Source organism: Bradyrhizobium sp. WSM4874 (assembly GCF_055811835.1).
On sequence record NZ_JBVVPR010000016.1, the window covers coordinates 95,849 to 108,198 of the forward strand.

Annotated in this window: 9 protein-coding genes, 1 tRNA gene and 1 pseudogene; 3 read left to right on the forward strand and 8 right to left on the reverse strand. The window is 62.6% G+C overall.

What is annotated here, in order from left to right:
- Window positions 1–96: 96 nt before the first annotated feature.
- Window positions 97–1,326: pseudogene (locus AC0L3P_RS18490) on the forward strand (ABC transporter substrate-binding protein).
- A gap of 181 nt (window positions 1,327–1,507) precedes the next feature.
- Here AC0L3P_RS18490 and AC0L3P_RS18495 read toward each other — a convergent pair.
- Window positions 1,508–2,485: a TAXI family TRAP transporter solute-binding subunit gene (locus tag AC0L3P_RS18495; RefSeq protein ID WP_473303691.1), complete on the reverse strand. Its 978-nt coding sequence runs from the start codon at window positions 2,483–2,485 to the stop codon at window positions 1,508–1,510.
- 107 nt (window positions 2,486–2,592) lie between these two features.
- On the opposite strand from AC0L3P_RS18495, the gene AC0L3P_RS18500 reads away from it, so the two are divergent.
- Both AC0L3P_RS18500 and AC0L3P_RS18505 read left to right on the forward strand, forming a co-directional pair.
- A complete protein-coding gene (locus AC0L3P_RS18500; protein WP_035969311.1) occupies window positions 2,593–3,567 on the forward strand; it encodes a Bug family tripartite tricarboxylate transporter substrate binding protein in 975 nt (324 codons plus the stop codon).
- Window positions 3,568–3,947: 380 nt separating this feature from the next.
- Window positions 3,948–4,023: transfer RNA gene (locus tag AC0L3P_RS18505), tRNA-Ile, on the forward strand.
- A 17-nt stretch (window positions 4,024–4,040) separates the two neighbouring features.
- Here the strand turns inward: AC0L3P_RS18505 and AC0L3P_RS18510 are convergent.
- From AC0L3P_RS18510 to phnE (AC0L3P_RS18540), 7 genes are all read right to left on the reverse strand, one after another.
- Window positions 4,041–5,291 (reverse strand): tyrosine-type recombinase/integrase, encoded by a 1,251-nt coding sequence (locus AC0L3P_RS18510; RefSeq protein WP_473303697.1) that lies wholly within the window; start codon window positions 5,289–5,291, stop codon window positions 4,041–4,043.
- A 1,285-nt stretch (window positions 5,292–6,576) separates the two neighbouring features.
- Complete coding sequence (arsH, locus tag AC0L3P_RS18515; protein ID WP_473303699.1) at window positions 6,577–7,272, reverse strand: arsenical resistance protein ArsH; 696 nt, start codon at window positions 7,270–7,272, stop codon at window positions 6,577–6,579.
- Window positions 7,273–7,450: 178 nt separating this feature from the next.
- Window positions 7,451–8,635 (reverse strand): MFS transporter, encoded by a 1,185-nt coding sequence (locus AC0L3P_RS18520; protein ID WP_473303703.1) that lies wholly within the window; start codon window positions 8,633–8,635, stop codon window positions 7,451–7,453.
- A gap of 1 nt (window position 8,636) precedes the next feature.
- A complete protein-coding gene (locus tag AC0L3P_RS18525; RefSeq protein WP_473303705.1) occupies window positions 8,637–10,007 on the reverse strand; it encodes an NAD(P)-binding domain-containing protein in 1,371 nt (456 codons plus the stop codon).
- A 50-nt stretch (window positions 10,008–10,057) separates the two neighbouring features.
- A complete protein-coding gene (locus tag AC0L3P_RS18530; RefSeq protein WP_473303710.1) occupies window positions 10,058–10,375 on the reverse strand; it encodes an ArsR/SmtB family transcription factor in 318 nt (105 codons plus the stop codon).
- A 229-nt stretch (window positions 10,376–10,604) separates the two neighbouring features.
- Window positions 10,605–11,453, reverse strand: a complete 849-nt coding sequence (gene phnE / locus AC0L3P_RS18535) for a phosphonate ABC transporter, permease protein PhnE (protein ID WP_473303714.1) — start codon at window positions 11,451–11,453, stop codon at window positions 10,605–10,607.
- Window positions 11,450–12,334: a phosphonate ABC transporter, permease protein PhnE gene (gene phnE, locus AC0L3P_RS18540; RefSeq protein WP_473303718.1), complete on the reverse strand. Its 885-nt coding sequence runs from the start codon at window positions 12,332–12,334 to the stop codon at window positions 11,450–11,452. Before phnE (AC0L3P_RS18540) ends, phnE (AC0L3P_RS18535) begins: the two co-directional genes overlap by 4 nt.
- Window positions 12,335–12,350: the final 16 nt, after the last annotated feature.

A 12,350-nucleotide genomic window follows, 5' to 3' on the forward strand; every position in this document is an offset into this window, starting at 1 on the left:
TTGACGCCCGCCCCCGAATAGTTGCAAAAGAAACCAATTCAGCCGGGGCATACCCGGGGCACACCGGCCAACGCGCCGGATCAGGGGAGGACAAACGTGAAGCCAACGAGATTTGGACTGCCGGTCGCTGCCGGCTTTGCAGCGACGTTCGTGGCAGCAACACTGCTGCCGGGCGCCGCATTGGCGCAGGTGTCCGACGACGTCGTCAAGATCGGCGTGCTCACCGACATGAACGGTCCGGCCTCGGCGCCGACCGGCCAGGGCTCGGTGACGGCGGCGCAGATGGCGATCGACGATTTCGGCGGCACCGTGCTCGGCAAGCCGATCAGCATCGTCGTCGGCGACCATCAGCTCAAGGCCGACATCGGCGGCGCGATCGCACGGCGCTGGTACGACGTCGACCAGGTCGATCTGATCGTCGACGTGCCGGTCTCCGCGGTCGGGCTCGCGGTGCAGAACATGGCCAACGAGAAGAAGCGGCTGTTCATCACCCACTCCACCGGCACCGCGGATTTCCACGGCAAGTTCTGCTCGCCCTATGCGATCCAGTGAGTGTTCGACACCCGCGCGCTCGCGGTCGGCACCGCGGACGCCGTGGTCAAGCGCGGCGGCGACAGCTGGTTCTTCATCACCGACGACTATGCCTTCGGCCATTCGCTGGAGCGCGACGCCTCGGCGGTGGTGACCGCCAATGGCGGCAAGGTGCTGGGCTCGGTGAAGCCGCCGCTGGCAACGCCCGACCTCTCTTCGTTCGTGCTGCAGGCGCAGGCCTCCAAGGCCAAGATCATCGGCATCGCCGCGGGTCCGCCCAACAACATGAACGAGATCAAGACCGGATCGGAGTTCGGCGTGTTCAAGGGCGGCCAGCAGATGGCGGCGCTGCTGGCGCTGATCACCGACATTCATGGCCTGGGCCTGCAGGCCGCGCAAGGGCTGTTGCTGACGACCTCGTTCTATTGGGACCTGGACGACAAGACCCGCGAATGGTCGAAGCGCTACTTCGCCAAGATGAACAAGATGCCGTCGATGTGGCAGGCGGGAGTCTATTCGAGCGTGATGCACTATCTCAACGCCATCAAGGACACCGGCACCGACGATCCGCTCAAGGTCGCCGCCAAGATGCGGGAAAAGCCGATCGAGGATTTCTTCGCCCGCAACGGCCGCTTACGCGATGACAATCTGATGGTGCACGACCTCTGGCTGGTGCAGGTGAAGACGCCGGAGGAAAGCAAATATCCGTGGGACTATTACAAGATCCTCACGACGATCTCGGGCGACAAGGCGTTCGGTCCGCCGGACCCGGCGTGTGCGATGGTGAAGAAGTGAGGGTGTAGCGAAGTCGCGCTGACGGTGCACCCTCTCCCCTTGCGAGAGAGGGTGGATTCGCGAAGCGAAGCCGGGTGAGGGGTTGTCTCCGCGAGTCCAACTCGCTGTTGAGCTCGCGGAGACAACCCCTCATCCGGCGCTTCGCGCCACCTTCTCCCACAAGGGGAGAAGGAAGGAAGCGCTATTTCACCACACCGATCTCGCGAAAATACTTCATCACGCCCGGATGGATCAGCTCGGGCTTCGGCGCGGCGGCGACGGTGTTCGCGGCCGTGGTCTCGCAGGCCTGGGCGAGCTGCTTGCAGAATGTCGGCTCGACACTGTGGAGCGTCTTCGCCAGCCGATAGGCGACATCGTCGGGCAGATCTTCGCGCGTCAGCACAAAGCTCCAGGAGCCCAGCGAGGCGATCGGCTCGGATTGGTTCGGGTAGCTGCCGGCGGGCACGGTGAGCGGCTTCAGGAACGCGTGCTTGGCGCGGATGCGCGCGATCTCCTCGGTGTCAGGCGCGATGAAGCGCGCGCCTGACGCGCTCGAGGCGACCGCGGCGAAGCCGGGCCAGCCGATGCCGGCGCCCCAGAGTGCTGCGACGCGGCCATCCTCGACCATCGCGGGGCCGTCGCCTGCGCGGTCGAGATAGACGGCCTTGAAGTCCTCGTCCTGCTTCAACGCGAGACCATCCAGCACATAGCGCGCCAGGATCGGCAGGCCGGAGCCCTTGGCGCCGAATGCGACGGGCTGACCGACCAGATCGCGAATGGTCCTGTAGGGGCTGTCCGCGCGCACCACGAACATGCCGGGGTTGGAATAGATCGCCGTGAGGATCTTCAGCCGTACCGGCGCGCGGCCGATGCCGGCGAAGGCTTCATAGGCCGGCTCGCCCGCCACCAAGGCGAGATCGAGCTCGCCCTTCTCCAAGAGCGGAATGTTCTCGTTGCTGCCCTTGGTGTTGCGCGGGGCGATGATCACTTGCGGATCGGCCGCGTTCATCGCCTGCGCAAAGGCGTTGCCATAGAGCGGAAAGCCGCCGCCGGGCGTCGCGGTGCCCAAGCTGATCGTCAGGCCGGGTGTCGTGGTCGGAATGGCGTTGCCTCCGGTTTGAGCGGCGGCGGGGCTTGAAAGCAGCGCCGCGCCGAGAACAAGGGTGGTCGCGAATCTCATGGTCGGTCCCGGCGGGGGCGCGTCAACATCGACTCGCGGCGATGTAGGCAGCGCCCCGTTTTTGTGAAAGCATGCAGCTCAACGACAATAGAACAATGGGAGGCGTCATGTTGCGAATTTTGCGTAACAGTGTTTTCGGGCTGGTTTTCCTTTCAACGCTGTTGGGCGCCGCACCTCCCGCCTCCGCCGCTTATCCCGACCGTCCCGTGCACTGGATCATCGGCTTCTCCGCCGGCGGCCCGGTCGACATCGTGGCGCGGATCATGGCGCAGTGGCTGACCGACCGCTTCGGCCAGCAATTCATCGTCGAGAACCGCACCGGCTCCGGCGGCAACATCGCGGCCGCTGCCGCGATCACCTCACCGCCGGACGGCTACACGCTGCTGTTCGTCGCGCCCAACAACGCGATCTCGACCTCGCTCTACAAGAAGCTGCCGTTCGACTTCCTGCGCGACACCGTGCCGGTCGCCAGCATCATGCAGCTCACCAACATGCTGGTCGTCTCCAACGCGTTCCCGGCGAAGACGGTTCAGGAGTTCATCGACTACTGCAAGGCCAATCCCGGCAAGATCTCCTTTGCCTCGTCCGGCAACGGCACCTCGGTGCACATGTCGGCGGAGCTGTTCAAGGTGATGTCCAAGTGCGACATGGTGCACGTGCCCTATCGGGGCTCGGCGATCGCCTTCCCCGACATCATCTCCAACAAGGTGCAGCTGATCTTCGACAACCTCCCCTCCGCGATGGAGCAGGCCAAGGGCGGCAATGTCCGCGCGCTCGGCGTCACCTCGCCGCAACGCTGGCCGAGCGTGCCCGACGTGCCCGCGATCGCCGAGACGTTGCCCGGCTTCGAATCGGTCGGCTTCTACGGCATCTCCGCGCCGAAGGGCACGCCGGCCGACGTGATCGAGATCCTCAACAAGGCCGTCAACGAGGCGCTGAAGGACCCGAAGCTGGTCGCGCGCCTCACCGAGACCGGCGGCATCCCCAAGCCGATGACGCCAGCCGAGTTCGGCAAGCTCGTCACCGACGAGACCGAGAAGTGGCGCAAGGTGGTGGAGTTCGCCGGCGTGTCGGTGGATTAGCGGCGGGAACTGCCGCGAGCCGACAGCGCGCCAACGCGACATCGGAGGGGATCGGAAGACCCCCTCCCAACAAAATGTGCGAAAACAACCCCATGCACAGTAGAAAGATCTTGGGATTACAAGGGGTTACGGAATCGAAAAACGAGCCCCTTGCGCGATGGCCAGGGGTCGGGGGCGAAGGCTCGGCGAGGTGGGCTTGCGCCGTCGGGCAAAACAGGACTATAAGGGCATCATCGCCGATTTCGGTTATTCAAAAATCCTAGGCCTTGCCGCACCGGCGTTTCCATCCGCCAGAGCCAGCATTGCACCCCCGCCTTCGTCCCTGTAAACGAACCGCGCACCGTTGCCGGCCGCGCAGTCCCGCGGGCCGTCTCGCGGCGGGGCCTGTAGCTCAATGGTTAGAGCCGGCCGCTCATAACGGTCTGGTTGCAGGTTCGAGTCCTGCCGGGCCCACCAAAAAAATCAGCAACTTATCAGGTTTCGTTTCGTCTGATCGGAATCACCGCACCAGAAACCGCACCAGATACGTGCGCTTTTCGTTCGCCGGCTGGATCGCGCTTGGCGATTTTCTCGACGGCGTCGGACAAATAGTCGGGATGGTGATGGCCATAAGTGTTGAGCAGAACCTCAAGCGACATTCCGAGATATCCTGCCGCCTGCCAAGGATCTGCCCCTCTCTGCATCAGCCAAGTGGCTGCGGTGTGTCGCAGAGTGTGAGGCGAAATTCCCTGACCAAGCCCTGCAAGCCTCACAGCACTCTTGAACGCCGTTTTGACCGAGGTAACCGGCTTTCCATTGTACTCGACGAAATGCTTCGCCTCCGGATCAATCCGGTGCCAGCGCCGTAGGTGAGCAAGCAAGCGGAAGGGGATCGGCACTGTCGGCTGCCGCTTGTTGGTTTTGGCGCTGCCCTGTTTCAGGCGGTAATAGCGGCCGCGTTCCAGGTCGACATAGGAGCGGCCGATCGCCGGAATGGGAGACGCGGCTGCAATGGCTCCGGCACGGGTTCCGCTGTAGATGCCCAACAAAATGAACCGAGCAAGATGGCGAAGGGGACGCTTGCTTGTGGGAACCTTTACGTCGTCCATGGGACGGCGCGAGCCTTTCTGCATTTCGCGATAGCGCCAGCAGGTCCAAACCAACTTAGCCGCATCACTGCGCGTCAGCCACTTGTCTCGCGGTTGGCCCTTCACCGGCAAGGAGACCTTCACGATTTCCCGATGATATCCTTCCGCTGCATGGTGACCAATGGCAGCGCGGAGGTCTTCAAGGTCTCGGCGCGCACCTCCCCTCTTGCCCCGCTTCTTGGCGTACGAGCGACATGCCTCCCCATTTACCTCGCCCAGCATCTTTGCTCCCCACCCCTCGTTCAACCGTTCGATCCGCTTCTTGAACTTCCGAATATCGGGGATGATATCTTCGTTCTCGCTATCGACGTTGAAACGACCGCGAAGCTTGTCCAACTGCGCGTCCACATAAATCGAGAGGACATCCGCGATAGGGATATCGTCTATGTGGCGAATTCGTCGCTTTGGAGTGTGTTTAGAGCTTATGTAGTCTCTTAACTTTTCCTCCGCGGCCGCAATCTCATCTGCAGCGCAGCCTGTGCTGACATCCCGGCCGTTGTCTCTGATGATCCAGGTTGCCTGGTGAGTGATCTTTCCGCTCTTGTTTCGGCGGGCAGCCTTGAGCTGAAGTCGGGCGCCCTTGCTTCTTCGCGGCATAGCTCTCGCATCCGTTCGATATGAGCCAGCGTTGTAAATTCCTTGCCGGCAATCTTCTCGATAACCAACCGATTACGGTCGCGCTCGCGACGCAAACCCGCGACCGTCATTCCTCCTAAAGGAAATGCGATCTTCACGGCATCAGCAAGGCGAAGGGGGGTATCTGGCGTAATTTCAGGTTGCGTTCGACTCGGCATCAACGCCCGTGGCGCGGCTGTTAAAGACCGAACTAGGATGTCGGCGCATTGTTGGGAGTAAAGCTTTCATTCCTTCCATCGCAGGATTGGCGATCTCCTCGCAAAATTGAGCAGACGGTGCGACTTGAAGAGGGACTGCGCAACGCACCCGCTTCTTGGACCTGCTTTGCTCGTACGGTAAACGGACCGTCCGATCTCGCGAAACGGGGCACTCTTGTCGCCGGGTCAAGCGATAACGTAAGCAGCGAGTTGCCCTCCATCCCGGCGCGACGCTTCTTCACGCAGTCAGCCTTCACCGTCCGGAACCGGCCCAGGCCTTCTTGAGAGCGTCTGGGAACATGATCGCTGGCAGGCCGTCGCGGTTGGACGGATTATCCTTGAGGTAGGTGCGGAAGACGTCCGTCACCTGCTCGAGCGTGGCGCGGTCGGGGTTTGCAGTAGCCGACTACCCAGTTGAGCGCGAAGTCGATCTCGACATCGTTGTTCGTCGAGTCCTTGCCGAAGTGCCGTCCGGAATCGATGACCGCCGCGGCGTCGGCGGCGGAGTCGCAAGGTCGGCGACGTAGCTGAAAGCTGCGCACCGGTCATTTTAGCGGGGAGCGTGAATGGCGACAAGATTCCGATCACAAGTCGTCCGGGAAAGACAATATTCTCACGATCAAAAAACGTCCTGGCCGGCCAATTCGATCTCGCTGGCTTCCAGCACGAGCCGCAATCTCGTCCCCGCGCCTTCGTGTACGGCCTCGGGCCGTTCTCGCGGCTGATTTGGTTCGGGCCCGGCACGGAATCGACTGGCGCCACCGATGAGAGCGGGACGTAGCGCGCGCTGCGCAGCGAGCGCCCCGGACCATGCCCCCTTTCGTGACAGGGGAGGCGCCGGGGTTCTCCGCCGGCAGAGGTATCGGAATCGCCCAGATCGACTCGATGTTGCCGCGAAGGGTGATCGCCTCGAACAGCTTGCCGACGCTCTTTCCGCCGACAGCGATCTCAACGATCTTCTGGACGTCGCCGACACTGCCGACCAGATTCCGAATGCTCCCCTCCCCTTCTTCGACCGCGCCATGGCAGCCCGAACAATCCGAACTGCTTCAGATCGCCTTGTCCAGCCGCATGCGCTGGGCGAGCTTTTCGGCGGCCTCTTTCCGTTCGCTGTAGCGATCCGTCAGGTAGGGCGACGCGCCACGCGTCAAGAGAGTGAACTTCACCAATTCTTCCATCACGTCGACGATGCGGTCGTAGTACGCCGACGGTTTCATCCGTCCGTGCTCGTCGAATTGCTCGTAAGCCTTCGCGATCGACGACTGATTGGGGATGGTGAGCATGCGCATCCAGCGGCCGAGCACGCGAAGCTGGTTCACCGCGTTGAAGGACTGCGAGCCCCCGCTGACCTGCATCACCGCCAACGTCTTTCCTTGCGTAGGACGGACGGCGCCGATCGCCAGCGGTATCCAATCGATCTGGGCCTTCATGATGCCAGTCATGGCGCCGTGACGTTCCGGGCTGCACCAAACCTGGCCTTCCGACCAGGCCGACAGATCGCGTAGCTCCCGAACCTTCGCATGGTCGGACGGCTGGTCATCCGGCAGCGGCAGGCCCGAAGGATCATAGATCTTGGTTTCCGCTCCGAATGCCCTGAGCAGACGTGCCGCTTCTTCCGTCGCGAACCGACTGAACGAGCGCTCGCGGAGCGAGCCGTAGAGCAGCAGAATGCGGGGGCGATGCGCGATGGCCTTGACCTGCGACAGTGCCGCGAGATCCGGTGTGCGGAACAGATCGGAATCCACGTTAGGAATGTCCGACGTAAGCTGATGCCTATTATCTTCCAAGAGACTTCCTTTTGTTGCGCCTGGCGGGACTCCGCAAAGGCTCGCCTTGAAGTGATCGTTCTTGCCGCAGCAATCCTCTACCAAGATCAGGGTGAGGATCCGGAGGTTTCTAGAATGGTTCGGCTTCTATGGACTATTAGCGAGCTTCTGCCACAGCGCTCTCCGCCTTTACGTGTGATTGTGCCGGAAGCAGCATCAACGCTCCGAGCGCCGCGAGACTGAGGAGCGAGGAGACGATCAAGACTCCGCCTCCGATCGGCTCGATCAGCAATCCGAACGCGACGGGCGCCAGCGCCTGGCAGATCCGCGACGGCACGCCGATCAACCCCAGACGATAGGCGTAGTTCTCCGGCCCGAAGATCGCGAGCGGCAGCGTTCCGCGTGCGATGGTGAGAATGCCGTTGCCGGCGCCGTGCAGCAGCGCAAACGCCGCCGCAGCGCCGCCGCCGAACACGCCGATGACGCAGGCTCCGATCGGATGCGTGATGCAGGCGAGCCTGGTCGAGAACAGCGGGTGGAAGCGACTGAGCGTGCTGGCTTCCAAAACTCGCGCGGCAACCTGAGCCGGACCAATCATCATCCCAGCGAAGACCGCCTGCGCCGGCGTAGCGCCGAACGCTTCCATGATGCGCGGCAGGTGCGCAGCCATCGCCGAGGTCACCGTCCAGGCGGCCGCGAAGGCGAACGACAGCAGGACCATCGTGCGGTCGATCGGAATGTGCGGTTTGACGACGGGACCGGAGCTCTGGCGCAGCGGCACGGTCTTCGGCAGGAAGAGCATGTTCAGCGGCAGACCTATCAGCACGTGGGCTGCGGCCCAAGCGAAACAGGTACCTCGCCAGCCGATCGCATCGAGGCCGAATGAACTAAGGGGCCATCCGACGGTGCTGGCGAAACCGGCGATCAGGGTGATGCCGGTGATCGCCTTCCGCGCGTTGTCGCCGTAGATGCGGCCCAGCGCGCCGAATGCCGCGTCGTACAGCCCAAGTCCCATCCCGACGCCCAGAAGCAGCCAGGCCCCGATCAACATCGATACCGACGTCGACGCTCCGAGCAGAGCGAGCCCCGCTGCGAGGATGACGTTGGATGCCGCGAGCACTTGCCTGCCGCCGACGCGGTCGATCTGACGTCCCACCCGAGGTCCGAGCAATCCGGATATCACCAGCGATCCTGAGAACGCGGCGAAGAACCAGTTGCTCGAGATGCCCAGATCTCGGGCGATCGGATCGGCGAGGATGGCCGGAAGGTAGTAGCTCGACGCCCAGGCGAGGGTCTGCGTCGTCCCCAAGGAAAGGACGACGCGAAGCTGATCGGATCTCACCTCAGGAACACCTGCAGCCGGTCTTGCCGACGGCCTTTGCTTCGGCATCCTGCGCGCAGCAGGCGTCGACGGCGGCAGGCGCCGGACCTCCGCAGCATCCGCCTGCGGCCGCGCCTGCTTCGACGCCGCCCCGCGTGCAGACGCCGGTTTCCGGAAGCTCAAGCTCGACGCGCTCCGCCGCTTCGCGATCGCCTGCGATATCGGCTGCGATGGAGCGGACCTGTTCGTACCCGGTGATCATGAGGAAGGTCGGCGCGCGTCCGTAGCTCTTGATGCCTGCGAGGTACAAGCCGCGATCGTCCTGGGCGAGTTCGCGGGCGCCATGCGGACGCACCGTGCCGCAACTATGTTCGTTCGGGTCGATCAGGGGCGCTAATGCCACCGGCGCCTCGATGGCCGGGTCGAGACGGAGCCGAACCTCGCTGAGGAACGACAGGTCCGGTCGGAAGCCGGTCGCCACGACGAGCTCGTCGACCAACACATGCCGTCCACAGCAGGCCGATCCGCTGGCGACCCGGAGCCGCTCGCCCGCCAGAGTCACGTGCGACACGGGGAAGCCCGCTTCCACCCTGACAAGGCCGGACGCGACGAGCGATGCGAAGTGCGCGCCGAGCTCGCCGCGGGCGACGAGCTTGTCGTTCGCGCCGCCACCGAAGGCCTTGGCCGGATCGTTGCCGCGCAAAAGCCAGATCACTTCCGTTCCCGGTGCCTGGCCGGCCAGCCTCGTCAGGTCCGTCAGCGTGCTGATGGCGGAGTGCCCGGCCCCTAGAACGGCGACCGTCTTGCCGGCGTAGCGGGCGCGATCCCTGCCGAGAACGTCGGGCATCGCGTACGCGATCTTCGACTGCGCCTCACGCTCGCCGATCGCCGAAAGCCCGTTGGCGCCGGCGGGATTGGGCGAGTGCCATGTGCCGGATACGTCGATCACCGCGTCGGCGCGCAGCGTCTCCGGCCCCTTGCCGTTCTGATACCGGATCTCGAAGGGAGCCGCATCGCGGCCGCGGCTCTTGGCCTTGTCGAAGCCTAGCCGGCTTACGGCGGTCACCCGGCTTGACGTCCGGATCACGTCCTTCAATGGAGTCCTGGACGCGAGCGGATCGAGATAGCGCTCGAGCAGCTCGGCACCGGTCGGATACACGTGAGGGTCGGGCGAATTCCACCCTGTCGGCGCCAGCAGCCTCTCCGCTGCCTTGTCCACGTTGTACTCCCAGGGCGAGAACAACTGAACGTGCTGCCATTGCCGCACGGAACGGGCAGGCTCGGGGCCGGCCTCCAGGACCACCGGGGTCATGCCACGTTCGAGGACATGGGCCGCTGCGGCAAGTCCGACCGGGCCGGCTCCGATGATCGCCACCGTCTTGGCTTCGCTCATCTCTATTCTCCTATGATCCTAGCACTACGGAAATTGAAGTCAGGCGAAAATCACGCCGCGCTCTTCGTCTCCTTGCACGCGACTTCGTCGGCGCAGCATTCGGCGACGAGGAAGTCGACGAGATCGCGCATGGTCGAGTAGTTGGCGTGGCAGATCAGCGTGGTCGCCTCGCGGACTTGGGATATCAGCCCGACCACAAGTAGGGTCTTGATGTGATGCGACAGGGTCGACGGCGCGATCTTCAGCCGGTCCTGCAACTTGCCGACGGGCATGCCGGCTTCGCCCGCGCGGACCAGCGCCCGATAGATCTTGAGCCGGGTCGGGTTGCCCAAGGCCTCGAGATGCGCCGCGGCATCGTCCAGTTTCATGTCAGTCTCATGACGGCTCTGTTATAGTACTCCTACTGTAATTCTAGAATCTTCGAATTACAAGGCCCTATTCTTCCCGCCAGTTTAGCGCGCGGCAACAGCCTATCCAGGCATTTGGCGGCGGCCGTAGGAACAGACCGGCGAGACAAGCGTCACGGCCAAGTCCGGCCATTGAAAGACAAATGGCAATCGCGAGCTCGCCACGCTGGCGGGCCTCTCTAGGCTCGAGTTACATAGGACCAATGATAGCGAACCGTAGCCTCGATGAAATCTGATCGATCACCGCGACCGTAATCAGCACCATAAGGATCAGGAACGAAACTTGGTCCCAATTCTGCTGGGTGATCTCATTTGAGAGATACAAACCAATTCCCCCTGCGCCCACAATCCCGATGACGGTTGCCGAGCGCGTGTTGGATTCGAAGTAGTACAGGACTTGGCTCAACATCAGGGGGAGTACTTGGGGAAGAACCCCGAACAGGATCTCATGCGCGGTCGAACCGCCGGTCGACCGGACGCCCTCCCTCGGTTTCTTATCAGCTGTTTCAATGGCCTCGGAGAATAACTTTCCGAACGAGCCGAGGTCCGACATCGCGATGGCCAGAATCCCCGCGAACGGACCAAGCCCGACGACATTGATGAAAATCAGAGCCCAGATCAGAGTGTCGATGCCTCGAATGGAATCCAGCGCGCGACGCGAAAGGAAGTGGATTACCCTCTGGGCGACAATGTTCTTCGCCGCAACGAAGGCGACAGGAAACGCCAGAAGCGCAGCTAACAGGGTGCCGAGAAAAGCGATCGACAGCGTCTCGGCCAGGCCGCGCAGATAAAGGTGCAGCAAGTTTCCCGGATTTGGCGGGAACATCAGGCCGAGGATCACGCGCAACCTGCCAACGCCATTCCACAGCTTCTCGGCGGAAAAGCCGAGCCAGACCATTCCGAAAATCAAGAGACCGACGAGGACCACAAGAACAAGAAGCGGCAAGACGCGCTTTTTCAGGGGCGCGGCGAACACGTCTGGATAGGCCTGCCGCAGGCGCCGTCTCTCGGCTTCATCAACGATTATGTGTTGCGTCATTGAAAGGTTTCCGCACCAAGCAGTTGATGCCGGACCCGCTCGGTGATCACATCGATCACGAACACGGTCGCGATGATCATCAGAAGAATGGCACTTACGTCGGAATAGTAGAACTGTCGGATCGAACTCAGCAGCTCCTTGCCGATGCCGCCGGCGCCAACAAAGCCCATCACCGAAGCCCCGCGGACGTTGATTTCAAATCGCAGCAGCGCGTAGCTGGCAAAACTGGAGATGACCTGAGGAAGGACGGCGAACCGAATCTGCTGCAGCCAGCTGGCTCCCGTTGCTTGAAGGCCCTCCACAGGCTTGGGATCGATATTTTCGACCACTTCGGCAAACTGCTTTCCAAGCGCTCCGAAGGTGTGAATGGCGATAGCCAGGACACCCGGCACAGGCCCGAGCCCCAGAGCGTAGACGAACAGCAAGGCGAACACGATGTCAGGAACGGTCCGGCAGAACTCGAAGGTCCGTCGCGCAAACATGCGGATGGCGGCGCTTGGCACGAGATTGCGGCTCGAAAGAAAGGAGAAGGCAAAACTGCCGAGTGCGCCAAGGCAGGTTCCGACATAGGCAACGAGGAGGGTCTCAGCGAGCAGCCGGAGCCAGCTGTCCCAATTCCAATACCACTCCTTGAAATCGTCTGCGAAATTTGAAAGCCGAAGCCGAGGCATGATGTCGTAGAAATACGACCCAAATCGCGGAAGTCCCTGCCAGAACTTCTCCACATTGACTTCGCCGCCCCAGGCGGCCAGTGCAGCCGAAAGAACAACAGCGGCTGCAAAAATCCAGGCCCGGCGTCGCCTTACGGCGACGGCCGAGCGATAGCTGGCGAGCAGGTGCGCGGTCCTCGCATCAGGAAGACGGTGCAAACTCCCGTTCATCTGTTGGCCCCGAAGC